Source organism: Pseudomonas sp. NFACC46-3 (assembly GCF_900114515.1).
GTDB classification, from domain to species: domain Bacteria; phylum Pseudomonadota; class Gammaproteobacteria; order Pseudomonadales; family Pseudomonadaceae; genus Aquipseudomonas; species Aquipseudomonas fluorescens_Q.
In genome coordinates this window covers 360638-381107 of the sequence record NZ_FOTH01000001.1, presented here as the reverse complement: position 1 = coordinate 381107, position 20470 = coordinate 360638, and the positions used below count along the sequence as shown (strand labels likewise).

Genomic DNA, 20470 nt, shown 5'->3' with positions numbered 1-20470 from the left:
TGGCATAGCTGCACCTTATGCAGCAATCCGCTTGCTCGAATCCGTGGTTGGGCTGACCCTGTCTTTGCTTGGATTCCTGTAGTTTTTTATCACCTGCATCGCACTTTTACCCACAAAGGACTTGGTGGCAGCAGAACCGACTATTCTTTCGGAACACTGCCTTCTTGGCAAAAAGGGACGTCATGCCAGACATCGATCGCACCACCGGCCCCACACACGACATCACATGCGTTGATCGAACCTGTTCGATTGGGCCCAGGTTTCCAGGATCCTCGTTACTCCAGATGGCTTTAATGACGGTGTCCTGCCTTTTCACGGCAACTTCCGCATACAGCCAGGACCTGTCAACCGTAGCGGGGCTCGAAAACACCACGGTCACGGTGATGCAAGCGCAGGAGGTCGTTGCCAGGGCCACCCTTGGCGCCGCGCGCTGGAGCGGCCCTGTGTCCGGCCCGCAAGCCCAGCGGGGCAAGAGCATCGTGCTTGTCGCAGAAGATTTGCGTAACGGAGGCATTGTCGGTGTCGCGCAGGGTGCCCGGGAGGCCGCCAATGCGTTGGGCTGGACGCTGAAGATATTCGATGGTGCCGGCTCATCGGCCGGGCGCGCAAAAGCCTTTGCCGATGCCCTGGCCGCGAAGCCTGACGGCCTTATCCTGTGCGGCTCCGACGCTCTTGAGAACAAGGCCGCGCTGCTGCACTTCGCCAACAAGGAGATACCGGTGGTTGGCTGGCACGCCGGGGCACGCCCGGGGCCGATTGACGGCACGCCGGTGGCCATGAATGTCACGACTGACCCGCTTGACGTGGCGCGTCTCACGGCCATGGCGGCAGTGGCGCAATCAAATGGACGCGCCGGCGTGGTCATCCTGACCGACTCCAAGTACAGCATTGCCATGGCGAAAGCCAAGGCCATGGAAGACGTCATTCGGGCCTGTCGTGAATGTACGTTGCTGGAGGTGCGCGATGTGGCGATCTCCGAAAGTGGCGAGAGGATGCCGGCGGTGACCAAGGAATTGCTTCAGCACTATGGCAAACGCTGGACCCATGCGTTGGCTATCAACGACATCTATTTTGACTATTCGATTGCCTCGCTGACCGCCGCCGCCATACCCAGTGACGGCATCAGTCTGTTGTCTGCCGGTGACGGCAGCGCTTCGGCTTTCCTGCGCATACAGGCAAAAACCTACCAGACCGTGACGGTGGCCGAGCCGCTCAACCAGCATGGCTGGCAAGTGATGGATGAGTTGAACCGGCTGTTTGCAGGTCAGCCAGTGAGCGGCTTCGTCGCGCCGATTCACTTGGTCAATAACGACAATATCGCCTTCGATGGCGGGAAAAAATTCCAGTACGATCCTGACAATGGCTATCGAGACATCTATCGCCACCAATGGAATCCCTGATGTTGGACGTGACTTCCCGGCTTGGACGCCAGCTATTGCCCCAATCGCTGCGCGCACAATTCACCCTGGCGTTCCTGACGCTGGCGCTGCTGATCCTGGCAGGTGGTGCTACAGCGGTCTACGCGCTGCGCACCTCGAACAGCGCGACTCGACAACTGACGGATGAACGACTGGTCCGCATGCAAAATGGCCAAGACATGGTGCAGCGCACCTTGCTGATCGAACGCCAGACTGACCAGCTTCTGACAACCCGTTCCTCCGACATCCTGCGTTCAAGCTATGCAGCGACCGTCGAACAGCTTGAAGCCCTCGATCAACTGGTGCAGCAACTGACTGCCGCAAACAGTGGCGTGGCGATACTCGACATGCATCAGTCGAGTCAGATGTTCCGCAATACCGCCAACATCGTGGCGCAACTGCGAGAAAGCCTGCTGCAAACCGAGGTCACCTTCGAGCAGGCCCTGGCGGATCACACTGCTCGATTAACGGCGGCCCAGACCCGGGCCAGCCTGGAGTTGGCGGTGCTGCTTTTCGATCTGCCGCAGGCCGTTGACAGTGAGGCCGTGCAACGGCTGCGGGCCCGATATGAGCGCCTGCCACGCACCGTCGGCGCGTTATCCGACGCTGAGGTGCAGATTCCGGATCTCTTCTCCCTGCGCCAGACGCTCATCAATCAACACAACGTCCTGCAGCGTTTCAACGAGCAACTCAAGAATGAGGCCGGGGTCCTGGTCGCGGTGGCCCGTACGCAATCGAATGCCTACACCCAAGACTATCGCGAAGCGGTACAGCGTCTGGTTGAGGCCTCGAATCGCAGCCAGCGATGGGTGCTGATCATGTTGGGCGCCAGCCTGGTATTCGCCTGGTTCGTGACCCGGGTTTTCATGGGCCGTCATGTGCTCGTGCGCCTGAATGAAATAAGCCGGCAATTGCGTCAGGAACACACGGACAAAACGCATTTGATGATGGCCGACCATGGGAGGGACGAGATCGGCAACATGGCGCGGGCGGTGAATCAATTTCTCGAAGACCGACTTCAACTGGAGAAAAGAACGGCCCAACTGAGTATCGCCACAGAACGGCTCGCCGTGCAAAACGATCGATTGGAGCAGGAGGCCATCGTTCGTGCCGGACAAGGTCATGTCCTGGAACTGATCGCCAGGAGCACCGAGCTTACAGAAGTGCTCGATAGCCTGGCGCACCTGGTCGAGTCCCAACTGGAGGGCATGAAGGTCTCCATCCTGCTGCTGGATGAGGAGGGCAAACATTTGATGCACGGGACTGCACCCAGTTTGCCGAAAGCCTATAGCGAGCTCATCGACGGAATTGAAATCGGTCCGGACGTCGGTTCATGTGGTACCTCGGCGTATCGACGAGAGCCGGTCATTGTCACGGACATCGAGCAGGATCCACTGTGGGAAGCGTACCGTTCACTGGTGGCGCCCTATGGGTTTCGCGCCTGCTGGTCGACGCCGATCCTGTCCCATGAGCGAAAGGTCTTGGGTACCTTTGCCTTGTATGCCAACACCGTGCGCAGCCCCAGCGCGGCCGAGACGCAACTGATCGACATGGCCACACCGCTTGCCGGCATTGCGATAGAACGCCAACTGACCGAAAAGCGCATTCGCTTTATGGGCGACCATGACGCCCTGACCGGGCTGCCGAATCGCACGCTGCTCGAAGACCGCCTCAAGCAGGCGATGCTATATGCCCAGCGCTACAACCGGCTGGTGACAGTGGTGTTTCTCGACCTGGACAAATTCAAACTGGTGAATGACAGCCTTGGGCACAGTGCCGGGGACGAACTGCTGAAAACCGTCGCCCAGCGCATGCTGGGATGTGTACGGCGTACCGACACCGTGGTGCGACTGGGTGGCGACGAGTTTGTGATCATCCTGTTCGACCAGCCCTCGGACCTGGACGGCGTGACGCCCGTCCTGCACAAGATCCAGGAAGCCATCCTGCGGCCGATTCAACTCAGCGGCCATACGCTCCACGTCACCTGCAGCATGGGGTTGGCCACGTACCCTACCGATGGCACAGACACCGACACGTTGCTCAGCAATGCGGACGCCGCCATGTACCGTGCCAAGGAGCTGGGGCGCAACAGCTTCCAGTTCTATACGAGCGAGATGAATAACAAGGTCCAGGGCAAGCTCGCCATGCAAGACGGGCTGCGAAGCGCACTCAACAATGATGAGTTCCTGCTGTTGTACCAGCCACAAGTGGATTTGCAGTCAGGCCAGATCATCGGCGTGGAGGCATTGATCCGCTGGCAGCATCCCGAGCTCGGCATGGTCTCTCCCATCAAATTCATTCCCCAGGCCGAAGAGACCGGGCTGATCGTGCCCATCGGCGACTGGGTGATTCATAGCGCCTGCAGACAGAACAAGGCGTGGCAGGATGCCGGCTGGCCGCCGATCACCATGTCGGTGAACATCTCGGCTCGCCAGTTCATCGAAAGGGACCTGATCGACCGGGTGATGCATGCCTTGCAGGAATCCGGACTGGACCCGATGTACCTTGAGCTGGAGCTGACCGAAAGCCTGATCATGCAAGACCTTCAGCAAGCCATCAGCAAAATGAAGGCCCTGCAAGCCATGGGGATCAGCCTTTCGATCGACGACTTCGGCACCGGCTACTCCAGCCTCGCCGCATTGAAAAGCTTCCCGATCGCGAGGCTCAAGATCGATCAGTCTTTCGTGCGTGATCTGCCCGACAACGAGAACGACAAAGCCATCGCCACCGCCGTGATTTCGTTGGGGCACAAGCTGAATCTCAAGGTCATTGCCGAAGGGGTCGAAACCGAGGAGCAGCAAACCTTCTTGCGTGATAACGGCTGCGATGAAATCCAGGGGTATTTTTTCAGCAAGGCGGTCAGCGCGCAGGAGATCGGTCTGTTGTTGCGTATGCCCCGCCTGCCTCACGCGAGCCGTATTGCGAGCCCTGGTACGCCCAGGCAAAACAAACGTGATGTAAAACGCCCGAGCGGTCCAGTGTCTGGGCATTGATGACTCACTTCCATCGCTGATGCCTGGATTGTTCACGAATTGTGTTCCACACCATCACCTGAAGGCTATTGATGGGTTTTTCATTGCGAATATTCTTGGTCATCCGTGACCCGGCACAACAGAGCGCATCGCAATGAACAACCCTCGTACCCTCTATCAGAAGCACATCGACAGCCACACTGTCGCTACCCTGGACGATCAAGGGCACGTGTTGCTCTACATCGACCGCCAGGTGGCCAACGAATACACCAGCCCCCAGGCCTTCAGCGGGCTTCGCGAGGCCAAGCGTGGCGTATGGCGTCCTCGCGCAACGCTGGCGGTCGTCGACCATGTCAACCCGACCAGTCCAAGCCGTATCGCGGCCATGCCCGATGCTGGTGGCGCCTTGCAGGTCGCGTATTTCGAAGAGAACTGTCGGGACTTCGGCATCGAGCTTTTCGATGTGCTGGACAAGCGTCAGGGGATAGAGCACGTGGTTGCGCCGGAGCAGGGGTTTATCTTGCCCGGTATGGTGGTGGCAGCTGGCGACAGCCATACCACGACCTACGGGGCGCTGGGGGCGTTTGGTTTTGGTATTGGCACCTCAGAAATCGAGCATCTGCTGGCGACGCAGACGTTGGTCTACAAGCGCCTGAAAACCATGCGTGTCATGGTCACTGGCAAGCTGGGCATGGGCGTGACCTCAAAGGACATCATCATGGCCTTGATCGAAAAGATCGGTGCGTCGGGAGCGACCGGTTACGCCATTGAGTTCGCCGGTCCTGTCATCAACGCATTGAGCGTTGAGGCGCGGATGACCATTTGCAACATGGCTGTGGAGGCCGGCGCACGGGGAGCATTCATGGCGCCTGATGAAAAGGTGTTTGCCTACGTCAAATCCAAGCCCCTAGCCCCTCAAGGCGAACATTGGCGTGTCGCCGAAGAAAACTGGCGCGAACTGTTCACCGACGAAGGCGCAGTGTTCGACCGGGAAATCCTGTTGGACGTGGAAGCTCTGGAGCCGATGGTGACCTGGGGAACCAGCCCGGACCAGGCATTGCCTGTTGGTGGCAGTGTTCCTGACCCGGCGACCGTCACCGATCCGATCTTGCGCCAAGGCATGCAGCGCGCCTTGACCTACATGGGCCTGGAGGCGGGCATGTTGTTGCGCGATGTGCAGATCAGCCATGCGTTTATCGGCTCGTGTACCAATGCGCGTATCGAAGACTTGCGTGATGTTGCCCGTGTGGTGAACGGTAGGAAAGTTTCTCCGACAGTGCGGGCCATGATCGTTCCTGGATCGACGCAGGTGCGTGCCCAGGCGGAGGAGGAGGGCTTGGCCAGGATCTTCCTCGAAGCGGGTTTTGAATGGCGCCAGTCTGGATGTTCGATGTGCCTGGCCATGAATGATGACGTACTTGCTCCGGGCGATCGTTGTGCGTCCAGCACCAACCGAAATTTTGAAGGTCGCCAGGGGGCGGGCGCACGGACCCACCTCATGAGCCCGGCGATGGTTGCCGCCGCGGCCATCCGTGGTCGCCTGACGGATGTTCGCCTGTTGGCCGAGGAGGCTTGAGCCATGCAACCTTTTGAGATCGTGACCGGGAAAGCCGCACCTTTGCTCGCGTCCAACATCGATACCGACGTCATCATGCCCAAGCAGTTCTTGAAGGGGATCGACCGAAGCGGTTTGGATAAAGGGGTGTTCTTCGACCTGCGCTTCCTTGAATCCGGTGAGACAAATCCAGACTTCATCCTCAATCAACCGGCCTGGAGCGGGGCCAGTTTCCTGGTGACCGGGCCCAACTTTGGCTGTGGTTCCAGTCGCGAGCATGCGGTATGGGGGCTCAAGCAGCTGGGGATTCGTGCGCTGATCGGGACCAGCTTTGCCGGCATCTTCTATGACAATTGTCAGCGTAACGGCGTGCTTGCGATACAGCTTTGCGAAGCGCAGCTACAGAGATTGGTTCGCGTCGTGAACACTGGGGCTACCGCGACGATCAGCGTCGATCTGCCGAACCAGAAGATTTGGCTAAGCGAGGGGTCGGTCATCGAGTTCACAATCGATGCGTTGCGCAAGCAATCGTTGTTGTCGGGGTTGGACACTATCGGCGCTACCTTGCAGCGGGCGGCGCAGATTCGTGATTTCGAAGCGCGTCACTACGCAGAAAATCCGTGGCTGAACTGAGCCCCCCTGGCGCGCTCGCCAAACGCTCAAACGAGGGCGAGCGCCTTGAAATGTTCCTCGAAGAACTCGATACAAGCCCTAAGCTTGGCAGACTGGCTGGCACGTGTCGGGTAGATGGCCCAGACATCGGCACTCTGGGCGTAGTCAGGAAGCACGTGGACCAGTTGTCCGCTTTCAAGCAAGGGCTTCACGTCCCATAAGGAACGCAGGATGATGCCTGCGCCACTCAAGGCCCAGCGCAACACAATCTCGCCATTGTTCGATGACAACGGGCCGTTGACGCGAATGGACTCTTCAACGCTGTTCTTCGTCAGGTTCCAGATGCCAAAGGCGTTGTTCCGCTCCTTGAGCACCAGGCAATCATGCCGGGCCAGATCATCCAGGGATGTCGGCAAGCCGCGCTTCTCCAGGTACCCAGGGGTTGCACAGAGCACCCTGCGGTTACTCACGAGTTTTTTTCCCAGAAGTTGTTGAGGGAGGTCGTAGCCCACCCTGATTTCGAGATCGAAGCCTTCATTGACGATATCGACCATGCGATCAAACACGTCCAGGCGAATCTCCAATCGAGGGTACAGTTGCGAAAGCGCGGCGACCGCGGGCGCGACATGGTTACGGCCAAAGCCGAAAGAGCTGCAGATCTGCAGGCTCCCCTGCAATTGCTGGCGGGAGTCGGTCAACTCGCTGATGAAGTCATCCATATCGCCCAGGAGTCGAGTGGCGAAAACGCGGACACGTTCGCCGTCATCGGTCAATGCGACACGCCGGGTTGTCCGGTGCAATAGCTTGGCGCCCAACGTTGCCTCAAGGACGGAGATTCGCTTGCTGACATACGCCGGCGAAAATCCCAGCGCCTCGGCAGCATTGCCAAAGCCGTTTTTCCGGATGACGGTGAGGAACACACGCAGGTCCTCCGGCAGCAAGGATTGTTCTCGATGTGCAGGCTTGCGTCTCATGGCTCGGATTATTCCAATGATGTTATCGGCGTCAGTTTGCAATGGATGCGCTAAAAGTCCATGCATTGCAATGCAAGCGCCCATCGATCACGCCCCTGATATCTGCTTTTAACACGCCTGTCTGAAAATAAAAAATAGCTTAGAAGCCCTGGTGCGATATTAATCGGGTTATTCCTGTAATGCCCGGCTCGTCGTTTGTTTGTTAATGATATATGGATAAATTCTGTCCACTTGTAAGCGCAGTTGCAGTCATTATTATTGGTGTACTGAGTGGTCTAGAAGAGGTTGTTATGGCGCAGTTATTTGACGGTTGCGTAAAAGTGATCGTGCCCTGTGGTTCTTTGGGGGCGGGTGTTCGAGAAGAAGAAATTGCTTATGGACTGGCAGCAGGGGCGCAAGTAATCGCCACGGACGCAGGTTCAACGGACAGTGGTGCGGCGTATCTTGCACTTGGCAAGTCCAAGAACAACCGAGGCGCGGTAAAGCGTGACCTGACGATATTGATGAAAGCGCAGGCGCGATCCGGTGTGCCGATAATTGTTGGCACAGCAGGGCAGGCGGGTGGCGATATCAATCTGGAGTGGACGCGCGATATTGCCCTGGAAATCGCCAAGGAGTTGGGCGTGTCGCCGAAGATTGCGCTCATCTATTGCGAGCAAGACAAGGACACCATCAAGAAGCTGAATGCAGAAGGTCGTATCAAGCCGCTCCCGCCTCATGGCGAGTTGGAAGACGCGACGGTGGAGAGTTGCGAGCACATTGTCGCGGCACTGGGGGTGGAACCTTTTATCGCTGCCCTGGACGGCGGTGCCGATATCATATTGGCCGGCCGCGCGACCGATACCGCCGTCATCGCCTGCTATCCCATCTGGAAAGGCGCACCGTGGGGGCCGTCCTGGCATGCCGGCAAGACGGGCGAATGCGGCGTGCAGTGTGCCGTCAACCCTACGCTTGGATCGGGCATTTTGCTGAGTGTTGATGCGAACGGCTTCGAAGTCGAGCCTTTGAGCCAGGACAACCAGTGCACGCCCCATAGCGTCTCGGCCCATATGCTGTATGAAAACAGCGACCCGTTCCGGTTGGTAGAGCCTGGCGGCATCTTGAATGTTGCCCAGGCGCGTTATGCCGATTTGAATGGACGTGCTGTTCGGGTAGAAGGCTCGCGCTGGGAGACGATGCCCTACACGATGAAGTTGGAGGGGGCCGCCGCCGGTTTATATCAAACAATCATGTTGGTGGGCATTCAGGACCCGGATGTGCTCAATGATGTCGATGGGTTTCACGATCGTTTGCTGGAAGCGCTTTACACCAGAACACGCCAGTCCATTCCAGCCGAAGAATTGGGCGAGTTTCATATTTCCCTGCGGATGTATGGGTGGAATGGTGTCACCGGGGTAAAGCCGCCTGTCGGAACATCGCCACCCACTGAAATAGGCATGTTGTTTGTGGCCACTGCCGCCACTCAGGACATGGCCAATACAATTGCCCATGCTTGTAATCCCTACTTCTTTCATTATCCCAGTGTCATGGGCAAGGAATTACCTTCGTACGGATTCGCCTTTACACCTGCGGATATACCCCGAGGCCAAATTTATGAGTTCAAGTTGAATCATGTGGTGCAACTTGAGAATCCCATGGAGTTGGTACGTCTTAAATGGATTGATTTGTCGGATACGTCGATGGCGATGAAGGAGCTTGCACAATGATTAAGTTGCGTGATGTTTGTCGGCATGTCCGATCGAAACAAGCGGGGCCGTTCTGGATTACGTTTGATATTTTTTTCAACGGACGCGAGAGCTTCGAGCGCTATTGCGATTGTGCCGCTCTGTCTCCGGCGCAATTCGCCAGGCTCTACGGCACCGATCCCGAACGGGTCAAGCGCATTGCGGTGCCGGACCTGGAGATGGTCAAGATTTCTTATCCCCGTGCAACGCCACAAGGCGGCATGGTCGAGCGTGACATGCATGCCGGCCAGCAATACGTCCGCTTGCTTGACGTGGTCATCGACTGAGACGACGGGCGCCAAGTCGCGCCTTGATCTGTTCGCCTCATGGACGAGGACTGACCCACCTATTCAATCCGAGGTAGTTATGACGGACTCGACCGTTGCGGTGCGGCTTGCACGCTATGCCCACGCATTCAGAAAACAGCACCTGCCCGAAGCGATCATCCACCTTGTACGCCAGCGCTTTATCGACAGCCTGGCGTGCGTGCTGGGCGCCTATGGGGCTGATCCGGTAAAGGCAGCGGTGTGTTACGCTGCCGCCAACACCGCGAAATCATCCAGCGTATTTGGTACACACCTGCAAACGACGCCTGAAATTGCCGCCTTCACCAATGGCCTGATGGTTCGTTTCCTGGACTATAACGACGGATATATGGGCCTGGAGCCGGGCCATCCGAGTGACAACATTCCAGCCTGTCTCGCCGTGGCGCAAGCCGAAAATGCAACTGGGGCTGAACTGATTTCGGCCATCGTCCTGGCCTATGAAATCCAGATGCGCTTGCAGGATGCGGCATGCTTGAACAAGCGTGGCTGGGATCACGTCAATTACGTCAACGTCGCGATGGCTGCAGCGGCTTCCAACCTGATGAAGCTGGACATGGCGCAGACGGAGCAGGCGATCAACATTGCCGTGAGTGGTCACTTGGCCATGCGCCAGGTGCGCAGTGGAACGTTGTCCGACTGGAAGGGCTGCTCTGCGGCCAACGCCGCGCGCAACGCCATTTTCGCCGCTCAGTTGGCGCGCCATGGCATGACGGGGCCGTCGCCGGTATTTGAAGGTGACATGGGGTTCTTCAAGCTGGTTTCCGGGCCGTTCGATCTGGATACGGAGCGTTTTGGTACGCCCGACAATGGTGATTACGCCATACAGCGCTCCCTAACCAAGACATTCCCCACCAATGGTGAGCTGCATAGCGCTGTCTGGGCCGCGCTTGATATTCGCAAACGCATCGATGGTGTAGAAGACATTGCCGCCATTACGATCGAAACGTCTGAATTCAACCGTCGGGTATTGGCGGATACGCCCGAGAAATGGTTGCCGAAAACCAGGGAGACGGCAGACCACAGTCTGCCTTATAACGTGGCTCGGGCCTTGCTCGATGGCGACATCACGGTGGGCTCCTATTGCCCTGAGAAGATTGCCGATCCTGCGGCGATTGCCTTGATGGAAAAGGTCAACGTAGTCGAGGACCCGGCGCTGACCGCACTGTTCCCACGGCATCTTGCCAATCGTGTCAGCGTGACTCTGATGTCCGGCGAGCAAGTCGTGAGTGAGATGATCACCGGGCCCGGGTCAGTCGAAACGCCGATGACCGATGACGATTTTGAACGTAAATTCCGACGCATGGCCATGCCGCATATCGACGCATCGGCACAGGCCAAAGTGCTTGGGTTCGTTGCTGGCCTTGAGAAGCAAACCGAGTTCCAGTCGCTGTTTGCGGCGATGGCTATCCCATAGCAGGTCTGTCGCTCCAATGCGTTTTCGCCAAAGGAGTGAGCGGGGCTTAGCGGCGGCCGGTCGTGGTTGCCGCAGGCAGGGTCCCTACGTAACGGGCGCGAGGGCGGGCTTCATGGTGCTGGTTGTATTGCTCGCTGGCATGGGCTATCCAGCCAATCAGGCGACCGACGCCCGCCAATGAAATTTCCTGTCCATGCAGCCCAAACTTCTGACCGATGAAACTCACCAGCAGGATGAATTCCGGCGGATACGCAACGAGTTCCGAGGCCACCGCAAAAGCTTTCTGCAGTTTTGCAAATTCGGCATCGCCATCGAACGCGGCGGTCAACGCCGCCATGAGATTAGTGGCTCGTGGATCGTTGATGGAATGGACATTGGGACCGAACCCGACAATGTGTCCGTCCTGGCTGTAGCGCTGCAGAATAGGTCGCGCAGGGTCCGCGGCCGTACAGATTTCCTCGATCATCCTGCTGGCGGCTTCATTTCTTCCATAGGCAATTTTGTGACCCCGCGCCGCGGCAAGTCCGGCGATGACCGCGTAATAGGGGGTAGCGCCAGTCGTGGCGGCGACGCGCACGCTGTGGGTGGTGTGATCCAGCTCATGGTCGATACTGAGGATCAACAGGCGGCGGATCAGGTCCGCATGCTCAGGCCGGACGCCGCAGGCCTGGGTGATGAACTCGTGCAAGGGTTGCGCACTCGGTTCGGTCGCTCCCACCACCAAGGCGGCAAACCACCTCACGACATCGGCGCCGGTGCGCGCGTAGCTGGTCGTGGAAAGGTCGAAGGCCTTGGGATTTTCTCTTTGCACCAAGGGGAAAAGCGCGATGGCTTTTTCCTGGGCGGACATGTGCTCGTAGATCTTCAGCAGCTTGACGCTGTCCTTCGGAGCACGAGGCAGTGACGGGCCGAATGCCGCAGGCACTTGCCAGATCAATTCGGCGACTTCTTCGACCGTTGCGCGGTCAGCAAGCTCGACGACGTCATGGCCCCGATAAAACAGGCCATCATCGGTGATCAGCGTAATCGCGCTGTCCGACGGTGACGAGCGCTTGGGCGCGTGTTTCTCACCTGTCGGTCTCTTGACCAATCGCTGGATGTCTTCGGCCCAATAGCGGCGTTTGGGCGTACCCGGGATCTTGAGGGAACGGATATTTTTGCGGCTGACGTAGGCGTACAGCGTCGGCAGGCTGATTCCGAGTAGGGCTGCCGCCTCTTCTGCCGAAAGGTAGAGGTCTTCTTGTTCTGGCATGACAATTCCGGTCAAGTTGATTTGAATGTGTACATGTTTATTAGATATACCGAAATTTCGTCAACCTCTACAAGGATTAAATTTTCATCCAGTTATGCTTTGAGTTGTTCGTTCAGGCCGACGCAGTCGAGGGGGAATATTGACAAAAAAAATCAAGATTTACAGGCTTTCACCCCCTATGTAGATTTTGATTGCGCAAAAGTTGTTCACATTGATTTTCGATGGCATCGATAAAAATAAAAACGAAAAGGTGAAACGCATGGCTTGGTTAGGTTTCGCAATGGTCGTCACGTTTATGGCACTGATCATAAGCAAACGACTTTCTGCTGTGACGGCACTCATCCTCATTCCGGTTGCTTTCGGGCTGGCCAATGGGGCGGGACCGGAACTGGGTGGGATGGTGATGGACGGCGTCAAGCAAGTAGCGCCCACCGCACTGATGTTGATGTTTGCAATCCTGTATTTCGCGATCATGTTTGACGCCGGGCTCTTTGAGCCTGCGGTACGGCGGATTCTGCGGTTTGTCGGCAATGATCCTCTTCGAGTCGTGCTGGGCACCGCACTGTTGGCCACTGTTATCTCATTCGACGGAGATGGTGCGACGACGGTCTTGATCGTCACGACAGCGTTCCTGCCGCTCTATCTGCGCCTCGGGATGAACCCGCTCATTCTGGCGTTGATGCTCCTGCTGACCAATACCGTGGTGAACCTGATCCCCTGGGGAGGGCCGGTCGCTCGCGCTGCCAGTGCCCTTCACCTTGATGTGGCGGATATGTTCCTGGGCCTGGTACCGGCCATGTTCGCGGGGCTTGCCTATGCGTTCGTCGTGGCGTTCTGGATCGGCCGCAAGGAACGGCGCCGCTTGGACTGGACGCCCGGTACCCGGGACGTTGCACCGGAGGAGGTCGCCTTGCCGACCGTACAATCCGAAACGCAGCGGCCGAAGCTTTTTTGGGTCAACCTGGCGCTCACCGCTGGGCTTATGTACGCCATGGCGACAGGGCTGGCACCTTTGCCGATGCTGATGATGGTGGGTTTTTCCCTCGCCCTGCTGATCAACTATCCGCGCTTGTCGGAACAGAAGGCGCGGGTCGCGGCTCACTCTGAAAGTGTGCTGATGGTCATCGCTCTGATATTTGCGTCAGGTGCGTTCACAGGGATTTTGTCAGGCACCGGAATGATCGATGGCATGTCAGGGAAAATTGTCCAGCTGATTCCCGACGGTGGCGGACAATACTTCAGCATCATTACCGCACTGGTGGCCTTGCCGCTGAACTTCCTGTTGTCCAATGACGCGTTCTTCTTCGGCATCTTGCCGGTGCTGGGTGCGGCGGGTGCCGAGTACGGTATTGATCCCATGCACATCGCCCGCGCGGCGGTACTGGGCCAGCCAGTCCATGCACTCAGCCCATTGGTTGCCGCGGTTTATCTCATTAGCGGGATCATCAAGCGCGATATGGGTGATATGCAACGATACTGCCTGCTCTGGGCCATAGGTAGCAGCCTTGTCCTGATTGTAACGGCTGTTATTACACGGGCAATTATCTGATCAATTAGTTTACTGCACCGAAGTTACACGGGCGCCAAGTCGCGTCTGCTCACGTCAAAATAAAAATAATAGATGAGGTGGTCGATGAAATCGATTAACGCCGTCGCGGTGACGTTGCTGTCGACATTGTTTGTATCTGATCTTTGTCTTTCGGCAACCATCAGCAATCCGGACAGGTTTCAGCATGAAGGCAAGTTGAATGCTTATCTTCGATCGATGTATATCAATACGCGGATATCCAACGATTTGATCGAAGATCGTTTCGGTGGTTTTCCGGACGGCTCCGAGTTGGGCGGGACAGGGGTGGGGGCGATCCTGGACTATAACTCCAGTTATTGGGCCGGTGTCGCAGGGTTCGATGCCTCGTTGTATGGCGTGGCGATGATCGACTCCAAAGACAATGGTCGGGACCTGTTTGACGACACCGACGGTAGCAACGGCGGCTTCGCAAAAGTCGGTCAGAGTTACTTCAAGTTGCGTTACGAGGGCGACGGCTGGAACGCCGACTCGCAAATAGGCCGGGGCCGGTTCGATGCGGGGACATTGGTCACCCTCGACACTCGGATCGTTCCGGGATCCTATCAAGGAGGCCGGGCTCACCTGAATTTTACCGAGATGGGCATCGGCCCGCTTCCCGGTACGCTGGGGTTTGAAACCGCTTACATCAACCGCACATCGCCTCGGGACCGGGAAGACTTCGAACACCTGCAGAGCCAGTCTGGCGAGGAAATAAAGGACCTGTACACCTATGGCGTCAAATACGATTTGAAGGCCATCGAGCTGGGTTACGACCATGGTGTATCGCGGGACTTCAATGAGAACACCCGTTATGGACTGACGCTGAAAGCACCTCTCGGCGATAAAGCCGGCATTGTATTGGACGCTCAATATTATGAGTTTGAAAAGGCCGGGCGAATCTGGACGCGCGATTGGCAGGCCGGCCAAGCCGCTTATGACGATGACGCGAAGTGGCTGAACATCAATGTGGGTTTGTTGTTCGATAAACTTCGCTTGGGCGTTTCATTTTCCGAGACAAAAGCCGAGTTGACCAACGGGCAATTGGGATACGCCTATTTCGATCATGGCGATAACGTCGATGGCAAGATGGATGCCTGGACCCGTTCTGGAAACGATTTTAATAACGACGGCGAGCGAACCTGGCAACTAGGGGCCGAGTATGACTTGAGCGGGCATTCGTTATTAGGGGCTTCGCTGGACGGTTTTAAAGTCATGACCATTTACAAACAAGGCGAGTTTGACGCTACCGACCCTTTCAGTGGCCGACGCACTGACGTGCGCGAACGGCAAAACGAATACCGTCTCTATTATCGTTTCGACGAAAAGGAGTATTCCGGCCTTTCCGTGGGTTTGATTTATATCGATTACCGAATCGACCAGGACTTTGTCGCCCTGGTGTCCGCTCAACCCGACAACGTCGTGACTGGCTCGGAAGCGCGGGTGTACCTGGATTACGCATTTTGATTGCCGGATATATATCGAGAGGCCAGTGATGTTTAAATCCCGCCACACCATAGTGGTTACGCAGCGGTTCTTCGATCCAGAAACCGTACACTTCCTAGAGAACCATGGCTGCGACGTTGTCATTGCGCAACTGGCCCAGGGGCAAGCGGATGGAGACCTGAGCGAACGCCAGTTGATCGATCTCCTGGCAGACGCCGACGGTTGGATCGTTGGGCACGCGAATGTCACATCGAGCCTGTTAAGCGCGCTCCCGCGTCTGCAAGTCATTGCCCGTCGTGGCGTGGGTTACGAGCGGGTCGATACTGCAGCAGTGGCTGCAGCGGGGAAGGTGGCGACCATCGCTATCGGCGGCAACGATGCAAGCGTCGCTGACCACACCGTTGCGTTGATGCTCGCCGTGTGCCGCCAGCTCAAACGCTGCCAGTTGGGGTTGTCGGCCAATGACTGGTCGATTCCCTTGGGAGGCGATCTGTACCGCAAGACCGTTGGCGTGGTCGGCTTGGGCCGGATTGGCCGGGGCGTGCTGCAGCGCTTGTCCGGGTTCGAAGTGAAGCCGCTGATCTACACCCCTCATCCAGACAGCGCACAGGTTGACGGCCTCCCTCGAAGTTGCTTTGTCGATCTGGAAACGCTGCTCGAGGAAAGCGATTTCATCACCCTTCATGCACCGCTCAACCCCCACACTCACGGGCTGATCGATAGCCGTGCGTTGAAGCGGATGAAACCCTCCGCGGTGCTGATCAATACCGCGAGGGGTGGGCTGGTGCGTGATGCGGATCTGCTGTGGGCCCTGCGGGAAAATCAGTTGGCCGGGGCAGGGCTCGACGTATTCGAAAGCGAGTCGGATCCAGTGCTTTCGGTCGTGACCGAACAACTCATCCAACTCCCCAACGTGATCGTGACGCCCCATGTCGGCGCCTCCACGGTCGAGGGGCTCAATCGTACCAATCTGATTGCCGCTCTATGTGCGGTGGCCGTTCTGGAGGGGCGTAGCCCGCCTGGCCATTGCGTCATCGCTGACGGACGTCGCTCTACAGGCTTGAAGGAGAATCCATGAATACCCCGATTAAGGTGCTGACGCCAACGGGCGCCATTGGCACCGGTTTCCCACGGGCGGCGTTTGAACAGGCGCTGCTGGAACGACCGGACGTGATTGCGATGGACGCGGGGTCTACCGACTCCGGTCCTCATTACCTGGGCACCGGCACGACCAAGGCTTCGGCCTCGATACTGCGGGCCGAGTTGCGCGTGTTCATGCAGGCGCGGGCGCAATTGGGCATCCCGCTGATCATCGGCAGTTGCGGCACCTGTGGCTCCGACGCAGGCGTCGACTTGATGCGCAGCCTGTGCGAGGAAATCGCCGTCGAACTCGGTCAGGCCGTGCGCATCGCAAGCCTTTACAGCGAACAACCGGCAAGCGTCGTGAAACAAGCGTTGGCGCAGGGGCGCATCAGGCCTTTGCAACTGGATCACATCGACGAGGCCCTGGTCGAACGCTGCTCGCGAATTGTCGCGCTGATGGGTGTGGAGCCTTTCATTCATGCGCTTGAAGAGGGCGCTGATATCATCCTGGCGGGTCGTTCCACCGACACGGCGGTGATGGCTTCGCTGCCGATCTTGCGCGGGGCCCATCAGGGCGCCGCGTGGCATGCCGGAAAGATCCTGGAGTGCGGCGCGTCCTGCACGACGACGCCCGCCAGCGCGGTGGTAATGGCCGCGATTGACGACACGGGATTCACCATCAAGGCCATCGGCGAGGACGCCCGGCTTACCCCACGTTCGGTCATGGCCCACATGCTGTATGAAAACAGCAACCCCTACGTACTCGTCGAGCCCGGTGGCGTACTGCACGTGGAGGGGGCGGTCTACACCGCGTTGGACGAACAGACCGTGCGGGTCGAAGGTTCGGTCTGGACGCCAAGCGAAGACTACACCGTCAAGTTGGAGGGGGCGGCGCCGTGCGGCTTTCAATCGGTGGTCATGAGTATTGTCCGTGATCCGGAGTACGTGGAGCGCTTCGATGAGTGGCTTGCCTATCTGGATTCGGTCATGCGTCAGCGAATCGAAAAACACCTGGGCATCGGTGCCGATGACTATGACTTGCAGTTCCGCGCCATCGGCAAGAATTCAGCCTTGGGAGCGCTTGAATCACGGGTGGGTACCCCCGTGGAAATCGGCGTCATGGCAATCGCGACGTCGGCGACCGCCGAGCGCACCCAGGACATGGTCGCGTTGCTCAATCCTTACCTGCTGCACTTTCCGTTGCCCGGCGACAAAGACCTGCCCACCCACGCGTTTCCTTTCTCGCCGGCCTCGATGGACCGGGGCGTGGTGCATGAGTTCGTGCTCAGTCATGTGATGGTCGTGGCGGATCCGTTGGCACCTTTCCGGTTTGTTATCAAGACAGTCGAGGGCGCGTGAGATGAACACTCTGCAAACATTGGGTTATGAGATCCGCTCCAAGAACGCCGGGCCGTTTTCCCTGACCATCGATGTGTTCTGCAAGGACTCGGACACCTTCGCGCAACTGGCAGCGGAGCCAAAGTTGCAAGCACCAGCGATTGCCGAGCTGTTCCGCAGGCCTGCGCAGTCGATCAGCGTTTTCCCCATCGAGGCGCTGAGCGTGATCAAGATCAGCCTGCCGCGTCCTGTGGTACAGGGCGCCTTGCAGGACCGCGACATGCATGGGGCTCAATGGGCATTCATCCTGCTCGACGCGCTAGGAACCGGTGAGGACGATCGGCCATGAGTCGCATTGAATGCCTGTCGGCGGATTCACCTCCGCCGGTTCACCCTGATCTGGTGGCCGTGGCTACGATGCTGCGCGAACAGGGGCTGCTGCCGATTGTTCATGGGGATGTGCAAAGTGTCCGGGCGCAACTGGAACGGATCAATGCCTGGGCGGCACACCGCAGCGTGCCGCTGTCCTATGAGCGCACCTTGGGGTTTGCCGTCGATGGCCGAACGGTGCCCTGCAAGCTCTATTGGCCGGAGGGCGATGAGACGCCTTGCTTGATGTTCTATTGCCATGGCGGTGGATTTCGCCACGGTTCGCTCGCCGGCTGGGACGCGCCGCTGCGCCAGCTGGTGCGCGACAGTGGCCTGGCGGTGCTGTCCATCGACTATGCGCTGTCGCCGGAACATCATTTTCCGGTGGCGTTCAACGAGGTGGTGTCGATTGTCAGCCGGGTCATCAAGCTGGGCGCGATCACCGATTGCCCTGTACGCGGTTATGCCCTGGGCGGGGATTCGGCAGGTGCCAACCTGGCCTTGGGGGCTGCGATTGCCTTACGCGATGCGGGATTTGATGTGCTGCAGCAGTTGTTGCTGTTCTACGGCAGCTACTCGCGCGACATGAGCTCTGATTCGTGGCAAAGGCTGGGTGGGTACGGGGGGCAGAATCTGTCGGTCGAGACCATGGGCGCCTACTGGGCGAATTACCTGCTCAATGACGAGGATGACTGGCGGGTGCAGCCGATCGTCGCTGACTTGGCCGGCCTGCCACCCGTGCGATTGGTGGTTGGCGAACTGGACCCGTTACTGGATGAAAACCGTGAACTGGCGAGCCGACTGGAAAGCGCGGGTGTGGCGACGAGCCTGCAAGTGCTCGCGAACATGACCCACGGATTTATCCGATTCAATGAGGTGGCCCCTGTCGTGGGCAATATCATTGCTGCGCAGGGCAGCGCTTTGCGCAAGGCACTTTTCGCTCAGGTGAACTGCCCATGAACCTGTTTCGAATCGCGGGCTTTGCACGAATTTGCATCGGCTCATTCGTCGTTATGGCGGCCAATGCCCTGGCGACTGGCACGCTTCCCGTTGGCCCAGACGCGGGAGACGGAACGCTGTCGGCGTTTTACCGCTGGCCTGAGGCAATGCCCGCGTTGCCCGGTGCCTTGCTGCGAAGCGAGACGCTGGCGGTGCAACCGCAACTGCCCGCGGCCGCGCAGGCTTTGCGCCTGCTCTACAGCTCAACCGACGAGCGCTGGCACTCCGGGCTCGTTCCGGTCAGCGGGGCGTTGTACCTGCCAAGGGGAAGTCCACCGGCGCAAGGCTGGCCGCTGTTGGCCTGGGCCCACGGTACGCTGGGGATTGCCGATGCCTGCGCGCCGTCCTGGACTGGATGGCGCGACCGTGATGCGGCGTACATCAATCGTTGGCTGGCGCACGGCTTCGCGGTTGTCGCCACCGATTATCAAGGTTTGGGAGGGCCAGGGCCGCATCCCTATACGTTCTGGCAGGCCGAGGGACGCTCTGTTCTGGACTCGATTCGCGCTGCCCGTTCGATCAGGCCGGGTCTGATTGCCCCTTACACGATCCTGGCCGGGCAATCCCAGGGGGGAGGGGCGGCGTTGGGCGCGGCGATCCTTGCCGGTCGCTACGCACCGGAGCTTTCTATCCGGGGCGCAGTACTTACGGCCCCGAACAGCACATTTCCCCATGGCCCCATTGCGCTGCCGCCTCGGCATTCCAATACGGTGTTCCTGGCATTGGCGTCCGGTGGCTTGCGCGAGGAGGGGCCACGGATAGAGGAGATCCTGACGGCCAAAGGTCTTGAACTGCTGAGTGTCGCCCGGCAGGGCTGTACCCGTGACATTGCGCTCAAATCCAAAGCGTTGCAGGTAGGTTCGCTTGCCGAGCTTGTGACCATTGCCCCCGAGGCGTTGGATGCTGCGCGCATCCCAACGACCGACATGCCACAGGCGTCGATTGCCTTCCCGTTATTCATTGCCACCGGCCAGGCCGATCAAACGATCACGCCCGTGCGGCAGTATGCGGTCGCGGCGGCGTTGTGTGCCGCTGGTAATCAAGTCACCTGGCGGACTTATGAAGGCCTGGGCCATGACGGGGTGCTGCTTGGTTCATTGGACGATGCATTTGCCTTCGTCGGGGCCCAGCTCGAGGGGCCGGGCCATGGCGCGAATTGCTCGGCTTTGCAACGGCCCGGTCCGCCGGGTGAAAGGGATGCAGAAGCGCCATTTAACGACGATTGAGTGCATCCCAATGGGAGCGAGCTCGCTCGCAATGGCCGCGGGTCAGGCGATGAGGCGTCGGCTGGGATGGCCTCATCGCGAGAAAGCTCCCACATTGATCCGGGCATGGCCCGACCTGACATAAGAGGGGATGGATACCCGAGGCGAATGCTGCAGGCATCGGGTATGAACTGGCTGCCCGGCCGCACACGGGCCTGC

16 protein-coding genes are annotated in these 20470 nt (G+C 58.5%); 14 read left to right on the top strand and 2 right to left on the bottom strand.

Annotated elements, in window-relative coordinates:
• Window positions 1-380: 380 nt before the first annotated feature.
• From BM300_RS01560 to leuD, 4 genes are all read left to right on the top strand, one after another.
• Entirely contained in the window at window positions 381-1400 is a 1020-nt protein-coding gene (locus BM300_RS01560) for a substrate-binding domain-containing protein (protein WP_092222151.1), read from the top strand.
• Complete coding sequence (locus BM300_RS01555; RefSeq protein ID WP_092461797.1) at window positions 1388-4411, top strand: EAL domain-containing protein; 3024 nt, start codon at window positions 1388-1390, stop codon at window positions 4409-4411. The genes BM300_RS01560 and BM300_RS01555 overlap by 13 nt, the downstream gene beginning before the upstream one ends.
• A gap of 133 nt (window positions 4412-4544) precedes the next feature.
• On the top strand, window positions 4545-5966 hold the full coding sequence (gene leuC, locus BM300_RS01550) for a 3-isopropylmalate dehydratase large subunit (protein ID WP_092461795.1): 1422 nt from the start codon (window positions 4545-4547) through the stop codon (window positions 5964-5966).
• Window positions 5967-5969: 3 nt separating this feature from the next.
• A complete protein-coding gene (leuD, locus tag BM300_RS01545; protein WP_092344636.1) occupies window positions 5970-6578 on the top strand; it encodes a 3-isopropylmalate dehydratase small subunit in 609 nt (202 codons plus the stop codon).
• 26 nt (window positions 6579-6604) lie between these two features.
• On the opposite strand, the gene BM300_RS01540 is transcribed toward leuD, so the two are convergent.
• Window positions 6605-7531 (bottom strand): LysR substrate-binding domain-containing protein, encoded by a 927-nt coding sequence (locus tag BM300_RS01540; protein WP_092461793.1) that lies wholly within the window; start codon window positions 7529-7531, stop codon window positions 6605-6607.
• A gap of 290 nt (window positions 7532-7821) precedes the next feature.
• Here BM300_RS01540 and BM300_RS01535 point away from each other — a divergent pair, with 290 nt between their 5' ends.
• From BM300_RS01535 to BM300_RS01525, 3 genes are all read left to right on the top strand, one after another.
• Window positions 7822-9237: an acyclic terpene utilization AtuA family protein gene (locus tag BM300_RS01535; protein WP_092461791.1), complete on the top strand. Its 1416-nt coding sequence runs from the start codon at window positions 7822-7824 to the stop codon at window positions 9235-9237.
• Window positions 9234-9542 (top strand): DUF4387 domain-containing protein, encoded by a 309-nt coding sequence (locus BM300_RS01530; protein ID WP_092461789.1) that lies wholly within the window; start codon window positions 9234-9236, stop codon window positions 9540-9542. Before BM300_RS01535 ends, BM300_RS01530 begins: the two co-directional genes overlap by 4 nt.
• A 79-nt stretch (window positions 9543-9621) precedes the next feature.
• Entirely contained in the window at window positions 9622-10995 is a 1374-nt protein-coding gene (locus BM300_RS01525) for an MmgE/PrpD family protein (protein WP_170861995.1), read from the top strand.
• 46 nt (window positions 10996-11041) lie between these two features.
• Here BM300_RS01525 and BM300_RS01520 read toward each other — a convergent pair whose 3' ends face one another.
• Complete coding sequence (locus tag BM300_RS01520) at window positions 11042-12247, bottom strand: citrate synthase (protein WP_092344644.1); 1206 nt, start codon at window positions 12245-12247, stop codon at window positions 11042-11044.
• A gap of 259 nt (window positions 12248-12506) precedes the next feature.
• On the opposite strand from BM300_RS01520, the gene BM300_RS01515 reads away from it, so the two are divergent.
• The 7 genes from BM300_RS01515 (at window position 12507) to BM300_RS01485 (ending at window position 20272) form a co-directional block, all read left to right on the top strand.
• Window positions 12507-13796, top strand: coding sequence for a CitMHS family transporter (locus BM300_RS01515; protein ID WP_170862010.1), 1290 nt, complete (start codon window positions 12507-12509; stop codon window positions 13794-13796).
• A gap of 84 nt (window positions 13797-13880) precedes the next feature.
• Window positions 13881-15278 (top strand): OprD family outer membrane porin, encoded by a 1398-nt coding sequence (locus tag BM300_RS01510; protein ID WP_092344645.1) that lies wholly within the window; start codon window positions 13881-13883, stop codon window positions 15276-15278.
• A 28-nt stretch (window positions 15279-15306) separates the two neighbouring features.
• The gene (locus tag BM300_RS01505; RefSeq protein ID WP_092344646.1) at window positions 15307-16335 is read left to right on the top strand and encodes a phosphoglycerate dehydrogenase; all 1029 of its coding nucleotides are present in this window, start codon (window positions 15307-15309) and stop codon (window positions 16333-16335) included.
• Window positions 16332-17699, top strand: coding sequence for an acyclic terpene utilization AtuA family protein (locus tag BM300_RS01500; RefSeq protein WP_092344647.1), 1368 nt, complete (start codon window positions 16332-16334; stop codon window positions 17697-17699). Before BM300_RS01505 ends, BM300_RS01500 begins: the two co-directional genes overlap by 4 nt.
• Before the next feature lies 1 nt (window position 17700).
• Window positions 17701-18027, top strand: a complete 327-nt coding sequence (locus BM300_RS01495; protein WP_092344649.1) for a DUF4387 family protein — start codon at window positions 17701-17703, stop codon at window positions 18025-18027.
• On the top strand, window positions 18024-19007 hold the full coding sequence (locus BM300_RS01490) for an alpha/beta hydrolase fold domain-containing protein (RefSeq protein WP_092344651.1): 984 nt from the start codon (window positions 18024-18026) through the stop codon (window positions 19005-19007). Before BM300_RS01495 ends, BM300_RS01490 begins: the two co-directional genes overlap by 4 nt.
• The gene (locus BM300_RS01485) at window positions 19004-20272 is read left to right on the top strand and encodes a lipase family protein (protein ID WP_092344653.1); all 1269 of its coding nucleotides are present in this window, start codon (window positions 19004-19006) and stop codon (window positions 20270-20272) included. Before BM300_RS01490 ends, BM300_RS01485 begins: the two co-directional genes overlap by 4 nt.
• Window positions 20273-20470: the final 198 nt, after the last annotated feature.

Excerpts from the sequence above, each read along its gene's own strand:
- BM300_RS01555 (WP_092461797.1), top strand. The coding sequence starts at position 1,388 with ATGGAATCCCTGATGTTGGACGTGACTTCCCGGCTTGGACGCCAGCTA.
- leuC (WP_092461795.1), top strand. The coding sequence starts at position 4,545 with ATGAACAACCCTCGTACCCTCTATCAGAAGCACATCGACAGCCACACT.
- leuD (WP_092344636.1), top strand. The coding sequence starts at position 5,970 with ATGCAACCTTTTGAGATCGTGACCGGGAAAGCCGCACCTTTGCTCGCG.
- BM300_RS01540 (WP_092461793.1), bottom strand. The coding sequence starts at position 7,531 with ATGAGACGCAAGCCTGCACATCGAGAACAATCCTTGCTGCCGGAGGAC.
- BM300_RS01535 (WP_092461791.1), top strand. The coding sequence starts at position 7,822 with ATGGCGCAGTTATTTGACGGTTGCGTAAAAGTGATCGTGCCCTGTGGT.
- BM300_RS01530 (WP_092461789.1), top strand. The coding sequence starts at position 9,234 with ATGATTAAGTTGCGTGATGTTTGTCGGCATGTCCGATCGAAACAAGCG.
- BM300_RS01525 (WP_170861995.1), top strand. The coding sequence starts at position 9,622 with ATGACGGACTCGACCGTTGCGGTGCGGCTTGCACGCTATGCCCACGCA.
- BM300_RS01520 (WP_092344644.1), bottom strand. The coding sequence starts at position 12,247 with ATGCCAGAACAAGAAGACCTCTACCTTTCGGCAGAAGAGGCGGCAGCC.
- BM300_RS01515 (WP_170862010.1), top strand. The coding sequence starts at position 12,507 with ATGGCTTGGTTAGGTTTCGCAATGGTCGTCACGTTTATGGCACTGATC.
- BM300_RS01510 (WP_092344645.1), top strand. The coding sequence starts at position 13,881 with ATGAAATCGATTAACGCCGTCGCGGTGACGTTGCTGTCGACATTGTTT.
- BM300_RS01505 (WP_092344646.1), top strand. The coding sequence starts at position 15,307 with ATGTTTAAATCCCGCCACACCATAGTGGTTACGCAGCGGTTCTTCGAT.
- BM300_RS01500 (WP_092344647.1), top strand. The coding sequence starts at position 16,332 with ATGAATACCCCGATTAAGGTGCTGACGCCAACGGGCGCCATTGGCACC.
- BM300_RS01495 (WP_092344649.1), top strand. The coding sequence starts at position 17,701 with ATGAACACTCTGCAAACATTGGGTTATGAGATCCGCTCCAAGAACGCC.
- BM300_RS01490 (WP_092344651.1), top strand. The coding sequence starts at position 18,024 with ATGAGTCGCATTGAATGCCTGTCGGCGGATTCACCTCCGCCGGTTCAC.
- BM300_RS01485 (WP_092344653.1), top strand. The coding sequence starts at position 19,004 with ATGAACCTGTTTCGAATCGCGGGCTTTGCACGAATTTGCATCGGCTCA.